This is a genomic window from Shewanella psychromarinicola (assembly GCF_003855155.1).
Taxonomy (GTDB): Bacteria; Pseudomonadota; Gammaproteobacteria; order Enterobacterales; family Shewanellaceae; genus Shewanella; species Shewanella psychromarinicola.
In genome coordinates this window covers 4,325,457-4,344,588 of the sequence record NZ_CP034073.1, presented here as the reverse complement: position 1 = coordinate 4,344,588, position 19,132 = coordinate 4,325,457, and the positions used below count along the sequence as shown (strand labels likewise).

At 40.5% G+C, this 19,132-nt stretch carries 13 protein-coding genes and 1 pseudogene; 12 read left to right on the top strand and 2 right to left on the bottom strand.

Annotated features, from left to right (window positions below):
- Positions 1–200 precede the first annotated feature (200 nt).
- From ndk to EGC80_RS18960, 4 genes and pseudogenes are all read left to right on the top strand, one after another.
- On the top strand, positions 201–632 hold the full coding sequence (gene ndk, locus EGC80_RS18975) for a nucleoside-diphosphate kinase (protein ID WP_124011764.1): 432 nt from the start codon (positions 201–203) through the stop codon (positions 630–632).
- Between the two features lie 992 nt (positions 633–1,624).
- Positions 1,625–4,390, top strand: coding sequence for a TonB-dependent receptor (locus tag EGC80_RS18970; protein ID WP_124011763.1), 2,766 nt, complete (start codon positions 1,625–1,627; stop codon positions 4,388–4,390).
- Between the two features lie 278 nt (positions 4,391–4,668).
- A pseudogene (locus tag EGC80_RS23065) lies at positions 4,669–4,934 on the top strand (nucleoside-diphosphate kinase); the annotation flags it as partial.
- An 813-nt stretch (positions 4,935–5,747) separates the two neighbouring features.
- Positions 5,748–8,276, top strand: a complete 2,529-nt coding sequence (locus EGC80_RS18960) for a TonB-dependent receptor plug domain-containing protein (RefSeq protein ID WP_124011762.1) — start codon at positions 5,748–5,750, stop codon at positions 8,274–8,276.
- Positions 8,277–8,477: 201 nt separating this feature from the next.
- Here EGC80_RS18960 and EGC80_RS18955 read toward each other — a convergent pair whose 3' ends face one another.
- Positions 8,478–8,783: a TraR/DksA C4-type zinc finger protein gene (locus EGC80_RS18955; RefSeq protein WP_232772055.1), complete on the bottom strand. Its 306-nt coding sequence runs from the start codon at positions 8,781–8,783 to the stop codon at positions 8,478–8,480.
- Positions 8,784–9,255: 472 nt separating this feature from the next.
- Positions 9,256–10,200, bottom strand: a complete 945-nt coding sequence (gene dusC / locus EGC80_RS18950; RefSeq protein WP_124011761.1) for a tRNA dihydrouridine(16) synthase DusC — start codon at positions 10,198–10,200, stop codon at positions 9,256–9,258.
- A 326-nt stretch (positions 10,201–10,526) separates the two neighbouring features.
- On the opposite strand from dusC, the gene EGC80_RS18945 reads away from it, so the two are divergent.
- From EGC80_RS18945 to EGC80_RS18905, 8 genes are all read left to right on the top strand, one after another.
- On the top strand, positions 10,527–10,862 hold the full coding sequence (locus EGC80_RS18945; RefSeq protein WP_124011760.1) for an HvfA family oxazolone/thioamide-modified RiPP metallophore: 336 nt from the start codon (positions 10,527–10,529) through the stop codon (positions 10,860–10,862).
- Between the two features lie 124 nt (positions 10,863–10,986).
- Positions 10,987–11,844 (top strand): HvfB family MNIO-type RiPP peptide maturase, encoded by an 858-nt coding sequence (locus EGC80_RS18940; protein ID WP_124011759.1) that lies wholly within the window; start codon positions 10,987–10,989, stop codon positions 11,842–11,844.
- Positions 11,844–12,605 (top strand): HvfC family RiPP maturation protein, encoded by a 762-nt coding sequence (locus tag EGC80_RS18935; protein ID WP_124011758.1) that lies wholly within the window; start codon positions 11,844–11,846, stop codon positions 12,603–12,605. Before EGC80_RS18940 ends, EGC80_RS18935 begins: the two co-directional genes overlap by 1 nt.
- A 375-nt stretch (positions 12,606–12,980) precedes the next feature.
- Positions 12,981–13,346: a YbaN family protein gene (locus EGC80_RS18925; protein ID WP_124011757.1), complete on the top strand. Its 366-nt coding sequence runs from the start codon at positions 12,981–12,983 to the stop codon at positions 13,344–13,346.
- Positions 13,347–13,478: 132 nt separating this feature from the next.
- The gene (gene apt / locus EGC80_RS18920; protein WP_101032088.1) at positions 13,479–14,030 is read left to right on the top strand and encodes an adenine phosphoribosyltransferase; all 552 of its coding nucleotides are present in this window, start codon (positions 13,479–13,481) and stop codon (positions 14,028–14,030) included.
- A gap of 150 nt (positions 14,031–14,180) precedes the next feature.
- Positions 14,181–17,015 (top strand): DNA polymerase III subunit gamma/tau, encoded by a 2,835-nt coding sequence (gene dnaX, locus EGC80_RS18915; protein WP_124011756.1) that lies wholly within the window; start codon positions 14,181–14,183, stop codon positions 17,013–17,015.
- A gap of 145 nt (positions 17,016–17,160) precedes the next feature.
- Complete coding sequence (locus EGC80_RS18910) at positions 17,161–17,493, top strand: YbaB/EbfC family nucleoid-associated protein (protein WP_101032086.1); 333 nt, start codon at positions 17,161–17,163, stop codon at positions 17,491–17,493.
- 634 nt (positions 17,494–18,127) lie between these two features.
- Complete coding sequence (locus EGC80_RS18905) at positions 18,128–18,805, top strand: glutathione S-transferase family protein (RefSeq protein ID WP_124011755.1); 678 nt, start codon at positions 18,128–18,130, stop codon at positions 18,803–18,805.
- The last annotated feature ends 327 nt before the right edge of the window (positions 18,806–19,132 follow it).

Sequence of the window (19,132 nt, the reverse complement as noted above, 5' to 3'; positions counted from 1 at the left end):
GTGGACATCGTAATACTGTCTAAAAACTTGCAGATTAAGATTAATGTTCACCTATGAGCATAAATTGCGCCATGTTAATATAAATGACCCAATCGAGTGATGAAATATCACTGAGAAAGCGGATAAGGCTAGGAATATACTCTTAAATTACGTATAATTTGCAAAATTTTTTATACTTGCTCACATTAAGGAAGCTCGTTATGGCGATCGAACGCACATTTTCTATTATCAAGCCAGATGCAGTTGCTAACAACCACATTGGCGCAATTTATAACCGTTTTGAAACGGCTGGTCTTAAGATCATCGCGTCTAAAATGGTACACCTATCTAAAGAACAAGCTGAAGGTTTCTACGCTGAACACAGCGCACGTCCTTTCTTTGGCGCTTTAGTTTCTTTCATGACTTCTGGTCCTGTAATGGTTCAAGTGTTAGAAGGCGAAAACGCTGTTCTAGCTAACCGTGAAATCATGGGCGCAACTAACCCAGCTGAAGCTGCTCGTGGCACATTACGTGGTGATTACGCTGCCAGCATCGACGAAAATGCTGTTCACGGTTCAGATGCTGTTGAATCAGCAGCTCGTGAAATTGCTTACTTCTTCAGCGCAGATGAAGTGTGCCCACGCACTCGTTAATTGTTGCTGTAAGTTGATCATAAAAGGAGCTTAGGCTCCTTTTTTGTGTTCGCTTCGCTAATATCTATTTTTATCTTTATTAATTCCTATATCTAATTTATACCAATTTTTTCACTATATTATCAGTGCAGAGTTTTGTTCTTTTTGATCATCACACCGTAAAACTGGCATTATTCCTATTTAGATCAAAGTAGCAGAACGCTAGGGTGTGTGAGATATAGTGTAAACATGCTGTTAATATTCCTTATGATTGGTCAAGGGTATTATTAACAGAATGGGGCAATATTTTTCTCGTGTTATTGATGAATAGTTATAAGTGAAAACACTTTTTATTAACATTTATGTTGCAAAGTGTGGTATTAAAATCTATTAAATATGATGCAGTTCTCAGTCTAAATACCCCGTGAGCTAAATCCAATACCGTTCATTAAATTGATTGTTATTTACGCATGTCACCCTATGTTGTTAGCCTAGTATTATCACTTTCTTGAATAAAAACCCTTAAATGATTGCTATTGAGTTATTTTTTGAATAAATAATCAATAATTTCGAAATGTCATTCTGGTTGTTTTTACGGCAATCAATAAGGTTTTTTTAAATATTAAAATTTATTTTATTAATACATCTTCCTATTTTGCGTTGCAATACGGTTAAATATGGGTGGGTTATGTTTAATTTGGTTTTACAATTTGTTTTGTTCTTGACTTCATCTTGTTAGTTGTCATATGTTTATTAATATTTATAATATTAATAAACATATATTACAAGTTAACTTACTGGTTATTATCATTAAAGCAAAAGTCAAACTATTGATTGGGCCAATTGTTAAACTTAATGTTGTTCACTTGTTGCCCGTGTTGACTAAAGGTTTTTAATTCATTAATAATGCTTCTCGATAATTGGTTTTGTTAAATTCAATCAATTGTTTAATATAAATATAAAAATTATAAATTACTTGTATTCATTTTATATAAGTTATAGGGAAGTTATTCATGAGTTCAGTAACATTAACTGCTAAGGCTATTCGTCGTAGTCTACTGGCTGTTGCAACAACCAGTGTCGTTACAACAAGTTTATTCTCTTCAGCTGTGGTTTCAGCAGAAGAACAAGTTCAGAAAGTGGAAAGAATTGCAGTAACGGGGTCACGTATTAAGCGTGCCGATATGGAAACTGCGAGTCCGGTTAGTGTCATTGATGCGTCATCAATTGTGTCTTCTGGCGCAACATCTATTGATGATGTTTTACAACAAATGACCTCTACCGGTGGCGCGATGACTAACGCTGCCGTGAACAATGGCTCTCAAGGTAACTCTAGTATTAACCTTCGTGGTTTAGGAACGAGTCGTACACTCGTATTAGTCAACGGCCGCCGTATGATTGCTTCTGGAACGGGGCCCGCGTCCACAGTGGATTTGAATACTATTCCAGTATCAATGATCCAACGTGTTGAAGTATTAAAAGATGGCGCTTCAGCTGTTTACGGTACCGATGCCATTGCTGGCGTAGTAAACATTATTTTAAAACGTGATTTCGACGGTTTTGAAATGAATGCTCAAACCGGTATGAGTGGTCAAGGCGACGCAGACGAAACGAGCATAGATTTTACTCTTGGTAACACGTTTGATAAAGGTAATGTGGTTATTAACGCGCAGTACACTAAACGTGGTGATGCAAGCCAAGCAGACCGTGATTTTTCAGATTGCCCAATCTCTGAAACCGGCGCGGCAGGTAGCAAAACATTATATTGTGGTGGTAGCTCATATAGTCAAGGAGGTCATGTTTGGGGTGATCAGAACTTTAACATCACTCCTTCAGGCGCAGACGATGCTTATGCTGTTGGTGACTCAGGATATTACGGTCAGTATGTAGCTGATGACAAGGGTGAGCCAGAGTTTGAGTATTTTGATGGTAAATCTGAAGCTGATGTAAGTGGTCGTGATGGCGCTTTCCATGATTTTACTAGTGATGACAAATATAACTATGCCAAAGACAGCTATTTGTCTACGCCAATGGAACGCATTAACTTAAGTTTTGCTGGCTCATATGATTTGTCTGACAATATTACGTTCTTCTCTGAAGCTATGTATTCTAAGCGTTGGTCAGAACAGCAAATGGCACCACAACCTATTTGGAACAGCGCTGCATGGGCATACAAGCCTAAGTCTGCTGGTGGTTTCATGACTGATGACTTACTTCCTTGGGTTCAAGATGGTGAAGAACTGAGTTATGGCCGTCGTATGGTTGAATCTGGTACCCGTGACTTTAGTCAAGTAGTTGATACGGTTCGTGTCGTTATCGGTTTAGAAGGCATGTTCGACAACGGTTGGACTTGGGATGCTTCATACAACAAAGGTAAAAACGATTCAGTCGATACCCTTGCAAATCTGCATAACATAGGTTCTATTAACGATGCTGTATTAGCGGGCACTTTTGATCCGTTTTTAGAGTCATCTTGGAAAGGTGAGAGCATTGAACCGTTCGTCTATACTGAAGTTAACAGTGGTGGTAGTGAATTAGATATTATTGCGGCAACACTTACCGGTGATATCGTTGATTTACCTGCTGGTATTCTAGGGTTTGCTGCTGGTTATGAGAACCGTAAAGAGTCCGCTCATTTCACCCCTGATTCATTAACGGCGCAAGGTCTTGCTAATGACCCTCGCGTTGAAGCTACAGCGGGTGATTTTAGTGTAAACGAAGTATATGCAGAATTGGCGATTCCATTGTTAAGCGATTTACCTTTTGCACAACAAGTTGATTTGAGCGCTGCAATGCGTTATTTCGATTACAATACTTTTGGTGATGACACTACTTGGAAGTTAGGCTTAACATGGCGCATGACAGATGATTTAATGTTCCGTGGTGGCCGTTCAACTGCGTTCCGCGCTCCTACTGTAGATGAGTTATTTGGTGGTAAATCGCCATCATTTAATCAAATAGTTCACCCTGCTTCAGAGCAAAGCCAAGCAGAAGTGACTGTGGGGGGTAATGAGTTGTTAACGCCAGAAGAAGCAGATATTACCACTGCTGGTTTGGTGTATTCACCTAGCTTTGTCGATGGGCTATCGTTAACGTTTGATTATTACGATATTGCTATCACGAACACGATTACCGCAGTTGATTCTAATTATGTGGCTAATCAATGTTTAGACGCAAGTGGAGTAACCATTAATACCGATACTGCATTATGCCAAGCTTCAAATATTGAAATCGACGCGACAGGTCGTATTAAGTTTGATAACGGTTTACAAAACGTTGGTGCAACCAACACGTCTGGTTATGATATCAACGTAGCGTATGCCTTCGAGGCAGTAGGGTTAAGCTGGAAAGCAAACCTAGATACGTCGATTTTAGAAACCTATGAAGAATTTGACCCAGATGGTAATGCAGTCGATTACCGTGGCTTTGTAACGGGTAACGCAGGTGGCTTTGCTAAAATCAAAACCAACCTTGATCTAACGGCAAGTGGTGATGATTGGAGTGCGACATACGAAATTCGTTATATTGATGGTATGGATTCATTTGCTTGTAAAGATGATACCTCTGCTTGTTATGCACCTTCTGTAGATAGCATTGTTTATCATGACCTTTCAGGTTCTTATGATCTAACCAGTACGGTTCGTTTATCTGGTGGTGTGAACAACCTCTTTGATAAAGAGCCTCCTTATTACACCGGTAACTTAGATTCAAATACCGATCCATATACTTATGACGTATTAGGTCGTTACTTCTTCGTTCGTGCAAGCGTGAAGTTCTAATTTAACATTTATTGTTAATGTAAAAAGCCGGCTAATTATTAGCCGGCTTTTTGTTTTGCATTGAATAAGACATAAGTAAATGGAATGGCTAAGACACGGCTCTAATGGTTTAGGTGTAACTCATGTCGATGTTTGAGAAGGTATTTTTGCTTAAGATTAATCAGTACAACATTGTTCTATTGGGCCGGCAATTAAGTTTGGTGGTTCTATGTTCATATCACAATCAGAACAAAGCTGATAAATATTTATCTCAAGTTACTAAAAAGCACCTCTGCGTCTTAATTTTATTGATGATTTTGGGTCCGGAAATGGTTCAAGTGTTAGCCGGCGAAAACGCTGCTCTAGCTAATCGTGAAATCATAGGGGCAACTCATCCCGCTGAGGCTGCTCGTGGCACTTTACGTGGCACATTACGTGGAAATATGCTGCAAGTATCGACGTTAACGCCGTTCACGGTTCTGATGCAGTTGAATCAGCAGCATTTGAAATTGCTTACTGCTTCAGCGCAGATAAAGTGTGCACTCTTAATTGTGCTGTCAGTTAATCAAAAAGGAGCATTATCTCCTTGCTTGTTTTTTGTGCTTTGATAGCTTAGCTATTTACGTTGCTGAATGGTTAGTCAATCCTGTTATTTAATGTTCAATGTGGCCCAATTCACAATATAGTGTAGGTGAATAATGGCAGCTAACAAGATAACATTTAGTTAACATTTGTACTCAGATGTTGAGTACTGATGAGCTTCGTGTATCGGTTTTGTGTTCCTCTCAAGTGTGATCTCCTCTGTACATAACGTAAGCGAATCGGTTGTTGTGTAGGCCTAAATGACAGTCATTACAAGGCAAGCATTATCGTTATTTGAATAAAGATCGGCTAAAAAAGACGAATGAGTTATTTTTTTGAATAAATACTCAGTAATTTTGAAATGTCATTCTGATTATTTTTACGACAATCAGTAATTTATTTTTTAAATATTACCATTTAATTGTTGATGCATTTTATGGGTAATTGTGTGGTAGTTGTTAATTAAGTTTGCGTTGTGTTTTATTCTGTGTGTTTGGTTGTTTTTTTTGCGTATTTTATTTGTTTTCTTTTTACGTTTTAAAATATTAATAATCTTAGTAAAGATAGTTAAATTTTTTAAGTCATTGATTATTGAGCGAATAAGTTTAAGTCAAATTAATTATCAATCCAGATGTTAAATGTGATGTTGTTCACATGTTGTCCATATTGACTAAAGGATTTTTATTCATTAATAATGTTTTTCAATGATTGGGAATGACCAATTATTCATAATTAAAAATATAATGACTTGTTTTATTTTATTCCAAGTTATATTCAAGTTATAGGGAGTTTATTCATGAGTTCAATAACATTAACGGCTAAGGCTATTCGCCGCAGTTTATTAGCTGTGGCCGCAACAAGTGTCGCCACTACAGGCTTATTTTCTTCAGTCGCATTGGCAGCCGATGAACAGAAAGTGGAAAGAATCGAAGTAACGGGTTCTCGTATTCAACGTCAAGATATGGAAACGGCTTCTCCAGTAACCATCATTTCAGCCGAAGCCATTCGCGCCGAAGGTTTCACTTCAGTTGACCAACTACTTCAAGCTCAAACATCAATGGCGGGTGCAGCAGTTGGTTCTAGCACCAACAATGGCGCCGACGGTGTGGCACAAGTTGACTTACGCGGTATGGGTTCACAACGTACGTTAGTGTTATTAAATGGCCGTCGCATGGTGAACTCTGGTTCTGGCGCGGACAGCTCTGTCGATTTGAACTCTATCCCTGTGGCGATGATCTCTCGTGTTGAAATCTTAAAAGATGGTGCTTCAGCGGTATACGGCTCTGATGCGATTGCCGGTGTCGTTAACATCATCACCAAAAAAGATTTTGAAGGTTTTCAATTAGATGTTAATGGAAGCACGACTAGCGAAAGCGATGGTGAGACTGGCGAGATCAGTGGTTTATATGGCTTTAACACTGACGATGGTAACTACACTATTGGTGCTGCGTATTCAAAGCGTGAAAGCATAATTCAATCCGATCGTGATTGGACAACCCCTGGTTATAGCTCATTTTTACCAACGGGTTCATTAGGCGGTAAAGTACGTGATGATGCAGGGAACTGGGTTGATCGTTCAACTGGTTATGACTACTCCACAAGCAGCTATTTCCAAACACCAAACGAGCGTTACAGTTTATTTGCTAACATGGTTCAAGAACTCGACAATAATTTAGTCCTAACAGGCGATGTTCTTTACACTAAGCGTCAGTCTAACCAACAAATGGCGGCACAACCTGCCGATGTTATGCTAAACGTTTGTGATGCTCCAGGTGTGACTGCTGGTGCGGCATGTATTCCCCTTGATCAAGCCATGACTGATGGTGGCATCGAAGCTGATGATACTGGACGAGTTAACTATCGTCGTCGTACAACTGATGCAGGTCCTCGTATTTATTCTCAAGACACTGACACATTTCGCCTTTCTGCAGGCCTTGCCGGTGACTTTGATATCAATACGGGTATGAACTGGGATATCGCTTACACCTATGGTAAAAATAAAGCGGATTCTCAAGTTGAAAACTTAATCAATGCCACCAATCTTAAGCAATCGGTTTATGCTAACCAAGATGCATGGTTCAGTGGTGATCCATTAACAGGTGCAATTGTTAATGACATTAGTTTTACCGAAAATTCTGATGGCGGTAACGAACAACACGTTGTTTCTGCTGGCTTAAATGGTGAATTATTTGACCTAAGTGCTGGTGCTGTCGCATTTGCTATTGGTGCTGAATACCATTATGAAAGCGGCTTTTACAATCCAGATCCAGTGACTGTTGCGGGTGACAGCACTGCTGCACAACAAGATGCGACAGATGGTAATTACAATGTCATGTCTGTGTTTGAAGAAGTCAGCGTGCCTTTCACTGAAAAATTAACCGGTGAATTTGCCCTGCGTTATGACGATTACTCAACATTTGGTAAAGCGTCAACGTGGAAAGTAGGCTTAACCTATGAAGCCACTGATGATTTAATGCTCCGAGGTGTCGCGGCAACAGGTTTCCGTGCGCCTAGTATCAGTGAACTATTCGGTGGTGACACAGGTTCTTTCGATTACTTAGATGACCCATGGGAAAACGCTCAAGATCCACAGATCTTGGTTCGTTACACTTCCGATGATGAGCTAAAGGCTGAAGAGTCAGATTCTTATACAGCTGGTTTAGTTTACTCACCAAGCTATGTTGACGGTCTATCATTAACCCTTGATTACTGGCGCTTTAAAGTGACCGACGCGATCACTCGTTTAGACGTTCAAGCTGGCTTAAATGAGTGTTTTGCTAACGCCTCTGCAGCTGCCTGTGAAACCTTTAACATCGGTGAAAACGGTGATCTGTCTAACGTAACTAACTCGTTAACAAACGTAGGTAGCCAAGATACTAGCGGTGTAGACTTCAACTTAGCGTATCATTTTGAAGGCTTAACTTTAGATTGGAAGATCAGTAATGACACCACCTACTTATTGAACTTCGAACAAGAAGACAATGATTACACCAACAAGATTGACGGTAACTTTGGTGCGTATGCTGAAGTTCGTAACAACTTCAGTATTCAAGCGGGTCAAGACAGCTGGAGTGTTAACTATTTCAACCGTTATATCGGTGAAATGGACGACTTAGGGACTGGTGAAAAAGTGGATGCGATTTTGTACCACAACGTAGCGGGTACTTATTATGTTACGGACATGATTACCTTCAGTGCGGGTGTGAAAAACATCACTGACGAAGAGCCTTCAGGCGTATCTAATGGAAGTGATGGTGGTACGGTACCAGAAGTGTATGACACTATCGGTCGTCAATACTACGGCGGTGTAACGGTTAAGTTCTAAGATAACGGTGCTGTTAGACATTAGAAAGTGTGATTGATTTTTATTTTCTATAGCGAAAAGACCTACACAGAGGTGTAGGTCTTTTTTATGGCACCCATTTAATGCTAGATATTGTTATATGCTGGATATTTTAATACTGGATATTGTTATCGCTAGATATTGTTAAGATTAAACAATTTTGTGGTGGTTAGTTAAAGATTGCTAGTGATTTAAGCGTAACTCATGTCGATGTTCGCGACGGTATCTTTGTTCACAATGAGTACAACGCTGTTCCGTTGGATCGGCGATTAAGCGTGGTGGTTCTATGTCCATTTCACAATCAGAGCAGAGTCCATAAAGACCAAGCTCAAGCTGGCAATGTGCGGCATCAAGCTTCATTAGCTTGGTGAATATTTCTGTGTCAACGAGTTTTACTTTTGACAGGTAATCAATAACTTGCCCAAGGGAGGTATCCATTGATATATGGGCTACTTCAGTTGTTTTTGATAAATCCTTTATATGTAGCATTAACTCACGCCTCAAAATATTTTCGAGTTGTTGTAGTCTTTGCTGTATGTCCTGAATGTTGTGCAACTGAGATAACCTTAATTGACTATGCCAATGTATAAATTCTATTCTATGCACAAAAATTTCAGACGTTATGACTAAGATCAATTCTCGATTAGATTTTTGCGATAAAGACATGAATAATAATTTACTATTGATTCATTTTGTGACATTGCACGTGTTGTTTTTGGTTTAGACAATCCAGATTAGGTATGCCGAATTGACATATTGATCATCCACGCATAGCGGTAAGACAATACCAATGCTTATTCGTCAGCGATTAACTTAGATCTGTTAGCTCTTTGCTGTTCAATACTTGCCATGCTTTGTTGAATACGCTTCAAGGCAACCTCTATGTAACTAAAACTATTGATGACTCATTTGATAAAGATCAATAGGAGTTTAGGTTAGTAATATTCACAAAGAGGGAGGATTAAATAAGTGTCCGATGAGCATGCTGTAAAACCTTAACAATCTCTTCCGTAGTTTTAAACACCCGCAGTTCTCTAAATAAGGCATCCGCTTCGGGATATTGGCGGTTTAAGTAACTAAACCACTGTTTAATTCGTGAGGGATAGTAATCTGATTTGCGGCCACTCAGCTCCTTGTCGGTATATGCCATTAACAAGCTTAATGTTTGTTGCCAGCTAAAAGGGCTTGCACCGGTTTTAATGGTATCCCCGAGGTTAGGTAGGGATATTGCGCCGCGGCCAATCATCACACTGTCACAACCAGTGACATCCATACAGCGTTGTGCATCTGCTGCGTTCCAGATCTCTCCGTTAGCAATAACGGGAATGGGTAAGCGTTTTCTGACTTCAGTAATGTACTCCCAATAAGCTGGTGGCCTATAGCCGTCGGTTTTACTGCGAGCGTGGATCGCTAGCTCTGTTGCGCCAGCTTCATATACGGCTAAAGCATTCTCCATAAATAACGACTTGTCTTCATAACCTAAACGGATTTTAGCGGTAACAGGGTGTTCAGACGGTACAGCGTCGCGCATGGCTTTGACGATATTGTAAATGTTTTCTGGATATTGCAATAAAACGGCGCCGCCTTTACTTTTATTAACGGTTTTGGCTGGACAACCAAAGTTTGCATCGACGCCATTTGACCCTAGCTCTATGGCTCTGATGGCATTTTGTGCCATCCACTCAGGTTCTTGTCCTAACAACTGAACACGTACTGGCGTGCCAGATGCCGTTAAGCCTTGATGATGTAATTCAGGACACAATTTATAGAAGACTTTTTCAGGCAATAGTATGTTTACTACCCTGACAAATTCAGTCACAACCAGGTCAAATGGATTGATGGCAGATAAAATTTCACGCATATGGTCATCAACCACACCTTCCATTGGAGCTAAAATAACGCGCACAGTACACCTTGCTGAAGTCAAAAGTCCGCTATTTTAACGTGTTTATTATCTGATAGCAGCACTAAATGACTATACGCATATTTTTGTCGAGGTATTGAATAAATTATTATTAAGAATCAGATTGATAGCACTGTTGTAGTGTTTATGTTAACTTTTTTGGAAGTCTATTTTTAGGTCGCCTAGCAATTATTTGTGGTAAATAAATGGATGTTTTCCACATTTTTTAGTTTTTTTGCAATAAACTTTACTCACTGCAGGTCTCTTTAAGCAAGCCGGCAATGATGTTGGTCACCCTATACAAATAAGAAATAAGGAAGATAAGTATTATGAATTCAATCAAACAAACGACTTTAGCGGTTGCACTTGGTACTGTTGTGATAACGGCTGGCTTTAGCGCTCAAGTAGAAGCTAACCCATTTGGTTTTCAACAATTAACTTCTGGTTATCAGCTTGATGGCGGAGAAGGCAAATGCGGTGAAGGCAAGTGCGGCGGTGATATGAAAAAGTCAGCTGAAAAAGCTGCTGAAGGCAAATGTGGCGAAGGCAAGTGCGGCGGTGACATGAAAATGTCAGCGGAAAAAGCCGTTGAAGGCAAATGTGGCGGCGACAAGATGAACTCTGCAGCAAAAACCGTAGAAGGTAAGTGCGGCGGTCAGAAATAATTAGCTGTGTTTATTTGATAAAGCCTGTACTTATCTGAGAGACTAAGGCCTGAATTTCAGGCCTTAGTTTTATCTGTTTTTTAACTCATTTTTAGCATTACTCATTAATTCAAGGACACGCATTATGTCGACAAATCATGCTGATGGCTTAGCCAATGTCGGGTTAGGGCTTCGTCGCGAAATGCTGGATGAGTTTTGTCGGCATGTGCCAACTGCAATCGAGTTTTTTGAAGTCGCACCTGAAAACTGGATGACGCTCGGTGGCAAGTTTGGACGTCAGTTTAAGCAATTAACTGAACAATATGCTTTTTTCTGCCATGGACTTTCGTTATCAATTGGTAGTCCTGAAGCGCTAGATAGTCAATTTGTACACAATATAAAACGCTTTTTGGATGAGCATAATATTGAAGTGTATTCAGAGCATTTAAGTTATTGCTCTGGTACTGGCCATATGTATGATTTGATGCCGATCCCATTTACTGATGATGCAGTCATCCATACCGCTAAGCGGATAAAGCAAGTCGAAGACATACTCGAGCGTCCGTTTATTTTAGAGAATGTTTCTTTTTATGCGGCACCTGGTGCACAAATGAGTGAGGTCGATTTTGTGAATGCAGTCTTACAAGAAGCGGACTGTAAACTGCTACTCGATGTTAATAACATTTATGTTAACTCAATTAACCATCAATATGATGCCCATGCCTTTTTGGCTGCCATGCCGACCGAGCGTATTGAATATTTACATATAGCAGGACATTACCAACAAGACATCGATTTAATGATCGATACCCATGGTGCGGATATTATTGATCCTGTATGGGCATTATTACAGCAATGCTATCAATTACACGGTGTGCATCCAACATTACTCGAACGCGATTTTAATATTCCTAAAACCAAAGTTTTGCTGAACGAGATCAATCAGATCCATCAATACCAACAAGATGCTTTAGCTCAGCAGTCATTCGTGAGGAAGGTATAATGAGTTTTATCGCGATCCAACAGCAATTTATGGATTATATCCGTAATCCCAGTTTACCCTTACCGGAAGGAATAGAGCTGCGGCGAATGCAAGTTTACCGAGAGCTATTTTTTAATAACATTGTCGGTTTCGTGTCGAGTGCTTTTCCGGTGCTTAAAAGTTTGTATCAGGATGAGCAATGGCAGACATTAGTGCAGCAATTTTTTGTGAAGCATGATTGTCAAACGCCAATATTTGTTGAAATTGCGGGCGAGTTTTTATCCTTTTTACAACACGAATATCATATAACAGAAGATGATCCTGTTTTTATGTTGCCGTTAGCACATTATGAATGGCTAGAGTTGTGTGTAGCTGTAGCGCCTGATACGCCCACGTCTCAATTGATCAATACCGGCGAACTAAGCCAGCATAGCTTGTGCCTAGCGGCCTGTGCCAAGGTGGCGCAATATGCCTTTGATGTTCAACATATTAGCCTTGACTACCAACCCATTGAACCGACACCGCAAGCGCAGTTTTTTTGTGTATTTAGAGATGCAGGTGATGAAGTCGCTTTTTTGCAACTGACACCGTTAAGCGCTCAAGTGCTGGCTTACATTGAACAAATGAGCCTTTCTCAACAAGGTGTAACGGTAGATGCCATTATTAGTTGGTTAAACGAACATTACCCACAAATGCCCAGTGAAACTCTGTTATCTGGCTGTTTACCTCTATTGCAACAATTGGCACAAAAGGGCATTGTTATTTCATCAATTGAGGCATAATAGACTTAGTATATTTAAGGTTTTTATTTTGTGAGGATAGGTCTAAGATAGGCCACTTTTTGCGACTTGCATCACATCCGTTGTCCGCAAAGTTAACCTAAATGTTGACTTAACATAACGAGTGAAAGATGCCAGTAATTGCAGTAACAACATCTTCAATGTAGGAATAATCATGAGTCAGCCGTTCAAAGACCCGTTTAACATCTTTTATCTTATTGGTTTTATTTTAGTTTTGTTAATTCCTATATTACCCGCAAGTCTTTCATGGTTGACTGTAACAGGATTAATTTAACGTTTACTTCAGGTTAACCTGCGATGATATTGTCTTATTAAACCACTCTGTTAGAGTGGTTTTTTGCTTGTATGAGGACGCTTATGGCGGTTAAACGCGGATTTTTTCTTATTATTGGTTTGTGCAGTCTAGTGTTAGGCATCATTGGTATTGCGCTGCCTTTGTTGCCTACGGTGCCATTTATTTTACTGGCTGCGTTTTGTTTTGCGCGTTCCAGTGAGCGTCTTCATTATTGGCTAATTACTCATCCTTGGTTTGCTGAAGGTATTCATCAGTGGCAATCAAAGCGGGCATTAAGTCGATCACTAAAGCGAAAAGCCATGCTAATGAGCGGCCTAAGTTTTATGATTAGTATTATTATTGTGCCGATAGTATGGGTGAAGATTATGTTGTTGTGCATGATGCTTGTTTTATTATTTTTCTTGTGGCGGATCCCAGAGTTAGAATAATAAATAGCCAGTTAATATAAGCCTGTTGCAACTGAGATTAAACGGGCATAAAATCTGCTTAGTATTTTTATCAGAGTCCACCATTTACGTGGACTTTTTTATTGCGTAATCACTTTTATACAGAGTTAACTAATTATGATGAACCAAGACAGTTTAGCGCTTATTAAGCAGAGCATTAAAACCATTCCTGATTACCCTACACCAGGCATTATGTTCCGCGATGTGACTAGTTTATTAGAAAACGCAGACGCCTATAAAGCCACTATTGCGATTTTAGTTGCTCATTACCAATCAAAAGGCTTTACTAAAGTTGTCGGCACCGAAGCGCGTGGCTTCTTATTTGGTGCGCCGTTGGCATTAGAGCTAGGTGTTGGTTTTGTGCCGGTACGTAAGCCAGGTAAATTACCTCGCGAAACCATTAGCCAAACCTATGAATTAGAATATGGTAAAGATACCTTAGAAATTCACACCGATGCCATTAATGCCAATGACAAAGTATTGGTTATCGATGATTTGTTAGCAACCGGTGGCACGATTGAAGCTACAGTAAAACTTATTCGTCAATTAGGCGGAGAAGTGAGCCATGCTGCCTTTGTTATCTCATTACCAGAAATTGGTGGCGAGAAACGCTTACAAGGTATGGGAATTAAAGTATTAAGTTTATGCGAGTTTGACGGCGAGTAATCAAAGCAATATAAACTGCTTTTTTATTAGGCAGTTAACTGCATTGTGCTCTATCAAATACTTGCTCAACAATAGCATGCCAGCCCTTGGCATGTTATTGTTAATCCCTTTAAAGGGATTGAGTCCCGATAGCTCTGTGTGGGGAATTTCATGTCTTACCAAGTACTCGCCCGCAAATGGCGTCCTGCTAAATTTGAACAAATGGTTGGTCAATCCCATGTATTAATGGCATTAACTAATGCATTGAGCCAGCAACGTTTACATCACGCTTACCTCTTTACCGGAACACGCGGTGTGGGTAAAACCAGTTTGGCGCGTTTATTTGCTAAAGGTCTCAATTGTGAAACCGGCGTTACTGCTAATCCTTGTGGTGAATGTTCTAGCTGCATTGAAATTGCTCAAGGTCGATTTGTTGATTTAATTGAAGTCGATGCGGCATCGCGTACTAAAGTCGATGATACTCGTGAACTCCTTGATAATGTGCAATACCGTCCTTCCCGTGGGCGTTTTAAAGTGTACTTAATCGATGAAGTACACATGCTGTCGCGTAGCAGTTTTAATGCATTGCTAAAGACGTTAGAAGAGCCTCCTGAGCACGTTAAGTTTTTGCTAGCGACTACCGATCCGCATAAACTGCCTGTTACTGTATTATCTCGTTGCTTACAGTTTAATCTAAAAAGTTTGTCGCAAGACGAAATTAGCAAGCAACTCGAGTATGTGATCACCCAAGAACAATTACCTTTTGAGCCACAAGCGCTGAGCTTATTAGCCAAAGCGGCCAATGGCAGTATGCGTGATGCGCTCAGTTTAACTGACCAAGCGATAGCGTTTGGCAGTGGCCAAGTGATGCTGACACAAGTGCAAACCATGTTGGGCAGTATTGATGAACAACATGTGCTGGCCTTATTAAAAGCCTTGTGTGATGCCGATGTTGGGCCATTAATGCAAACGGTAGCAAAAGTGTTGGCATTCGGTGCCGATGCTGAAGAAGTATTGCGCAGTTTATTAGAGTTATTGCATCAAATCACCTTAACTCAGTTTGCCCCCGCTGCAGCGCAACAATCGCTGTTTAGTGAACAAATTCTAGCATTCTCACAGCAATTAGCGCCTGAACAAGTACAGCTTTATTACCAAATGTTGCTTAACGGTCGTAAAGATTTAGCCTTTGCCCCCGATCCTAAATCGGGCTTGGAAATGGCGTTACTTCGCGCAGTAGCGTTTACCCCCGAAAAACAAGTAAAACGCTGGCTAACAACGACGCCGGCTAACATTGATTTAAGCGTTATTGACGGTTCATCATCTCCAACGCAAGAGGTCATTGAAACAGGCCCAAAGTCTGATCTTCAGCCGCAAAAAGACATTGTTTTACCGACAACAGCATTATCTATTCAGGATGAAACTGCAGCGACCACGGAGGTGGACGTTGCTGATGCTATCGACGATGAGCCAGTCGCATCTTCACTGGTGGCTGAGCAAGCTTTGTTGTTGGACCAAGCGCAAAGTTTGGGGTTTAATCCATTGCCACCCAAAAGCGATATGCCGATTGGTAATGTTACCAACCACGTCGTCAAGCGTGACGTTAGCCATATGACAGCTGATAAGACTGCTGCCGATATTATTCATACTGCGGCATCAGACAATGGCGATATTCGTGCTGATGCTGAAACGACGACTCAAATCACAACAGCACCGCTGAAAAGGGATATTGCTGCGTCTGAAGAGCGGGTTGAAAAACATCAATTAGCGCAGAGTACTGCAGACAGCAATGTTGTAGAAAATAGTCAATTGAGTGGTAATGCGGATGATATTCCGCTCAACGCGTATGCTTTTATGGATTATGACGTGTCTGATGATATGTCCATGGAATATCAACCATTTGATCATGACGAAGAGGGGGCTTTTTCGGCTTTAAATGGAACAACTGAAGCTAACAATGTTGATGATGTTACTGACTCAAGGTCTGAACCGAAAACGGCTAATCATGTCAGTGATAATACTCGCCCAAACCTCACTGATTCTGAGGATAATGTAGACGATTTTCTTGACGAAGTGTTAGCCAGTCGTGATTCACTTATTGCCGATGTCGGGGTGTTACAACATAAAGATGAACTGGCAAAAAAAGAATCGACAAAAATAACCACTTCAAGAGTGAACAAACCTGCAGTGACATCGGTTGTCAGCGCCAATGAGTCGCCTGCAGTGACTGAAACTGATCCTAAAGCTTTTGAAGCGTTATCTACTGCCGAAACAATCAATTCTCCAGTAGTGGCAGATTATGATAGGGCTCCTTGGGTCGCGCCCGAAGAGGGTGAGCCAATCAATGCATTTGCAGATGTTCATGATGCGATTAAGCCCGTCACTGAAGCCACTATTCAACCGACAGACACGGCCAGTCATCAGCAAGCTGCTCACGCACATAATCACGCACATAAAACGAGCTCATTGACAGCCCAATCGCTCAACATTAGCGCAGAGTCTGTCGTTCGAGGTCCTACTGATGCGACGCCCATAGATGTAAAAGCCCAATTTGAGCCACACAGTATTCAAGGAAACGAGATTGATTTACATTGGTATAAAGTGATGACTAATGTGTCTGTTGGCGGTAGGGTTCGGCAATTAGGGGTGAACTCTGTGTGTTCGGCATTGTCAAATCCTATGATATTGGTGTTGAAACCCGATCAAAAACATTTGTCTGCCCAGACAGCTATTGATCAACTGCAAGACGCGTTATCTCAATACCTTGGGCAACCGACTCAAGTACAGATCCAGATTGGGATTGTGCCTAAACGAGAAACGCCCCTTGAGTTACGTAAACGTTTTCATCGTGAACTTATCGCACAGGCTCAACAGTCTATTTTGCTTGATGATAACGTTCAGTGGATGGTTCAACGCTTATCGGCTCAATTAGACAGTGACAGTATTGAATATCCGTTGGAACAGCTAGGACAAATTGCGCAGGATATTACACAAATTAACGCTTTATAAATGAACAAATACGGTGATTTAGCTTAAAATGAATATATCTTCATCTCAAAAGTGTATTTGCTAGATTGCCAATCGATTTTATTTCAGTAAGATTAGCGTCACTATGACGACTTGCTAACAACCTTAATTAGAGAGAGATACGACTATGTTTGGTGGAAAAGGCGGTATGGGCAATTTAATGAAACAAGCCCAAATGATGCAAGACAAAATGGCTCAAATGCAGGAAGAAATTGCTCGCACAGAAATGACAGGTGAAGCGGGTGCTGGCTTGGTTAAAGTAACCATGACAGGTAACCACAATGTGCGTACAGTTGAAATTGATCCAAGCTTGATGGAAGACGATAAAGAGATGCTAGAAGATCTTATCGCTGCAGCGTGTAACGATGCAGCTCGTCGCATTGAAGAAAATCAAAAGACTAAAATGGCCGAAGTGACTGGCGGTATGCAATTACCACCAGGGATGAAAATGCCTTTCTAGAAGCTAAGATGCTGACTTTTCCTCGTGTAATTCCCTTGTTATCATTTCTTGGGAATTACATTAGGAATTATAAAGGAATTTGGGGTCTTCATTCTTAGCCTTCTTAGCCTTCTTAGTTTTCTCAGTTTTCTCAGTTTTCTTAGTTTTATGGTCAGGTCGTTCACCCGCGATCCATTTGCCATAGATTGTTGAGTCCTCCCTATCACTATGCCCCATCTGATCCGCAAGCCAAGTAGGAACAGTACTAGCCATTTTTTGGGACAGTATTTAACTCAGGTCGCGTATATGGTTTATTTCACGACTTAGCAATACTCGTCTTCGCTCAACTTATTTGTTTTTATATTTTAGGTGATGCGTTTCACCATAACTGAAAGCATGTAAGTCTTTACGCGTTGATGTTTAAAGGCATTATCAGATGGCTGATCCGCACTAAACCAACTTATAACGGGTGCAACATCCATGCTGTCACAGCCTTGAAAAACGTAAAGGTTATGCCACCAAAGGTGATCATTGGTATTTAATGTCAACCTGACCCCAACTGGCTTTTTTGCTTAGGACATTGTCAACTCGGCCCATTTCACTAACACCCTATATTTCTAACATTCCTTATGAGAAGCTAATCGACACTTTAATTATGGAATATGACAATATGCTCACTTTATATGGCTTTCCCGCAAGTAACTATTACGGTTTGATAAAACATGCCTTGTTATTAAAAGGCATTGATTTTAATGAAGAGCGCACTTATCCAGGCCATCCCTCATATTTGGAAAAAAGCCCTATGGGCAAAGTGCCGTGTATTGGCACTGAACACGGTTTTCTATCAGAAACTGCGGCCATCCTTGAGTATATTGAGCATCATTACCCAGACAAGCCAATCCTGCCCAGCGATGCATTCCAAAGGGCAAAAGGCTTTGAATTGATGCGCATTGCCGAATTGTATGTGGAGCTATCCGCAAGACGGTTTTTACCCGAATTACTCATGGGTGCGCCAAAATCAGAATCAAACCGTGCTGTTATGTTACCCATACTGATAAAGGCCTTTGCATGCCTAGAGAGCATGGCCGCCTTTGGCCCTTATTTGATGGGTGAAAAGTGTACGCAAACAGATCTTGTCGTTCGATACAGTCTTAAGACAGGTGTAATGGTAGGGAAAAAAATCTTTGAAGTAGACTTTATGGAAAAAACACCAAAACTACAAGCGTGGTGGAACACTATGAGCAACGAACCGATTTCAAAAATAGTCGATACTCAAGCTGAAGAGTCCTTCCCAGAATTTATCGGCATTTTGCAAAAAGCGGCTGCTAAATAAGCCCTCACTAATAACGTTTCATATCTAAATATTTACTAGATGAAGCCATTGTAATATTCATATCATCTTAATAAAAAAAGTCATACCAATTCAGATAAAGAAGTGGATTGGTATATATCCCCTCGGTATCAATAACCTGTTATACGTAATCTGAACGATTTCTTATATTAAGCTCAGTAATACTTACTCTTCGGCCTAATACCCTAGGGGGGGTTAGTGAATGAGCCACTAATCGACCCTGAGTATACACTTCATCAAGACGACTATGCTGCAAAACCAATCGTCTGTACCGTTTTAACCATCGATGTAATAGCGATTTTTTGATAT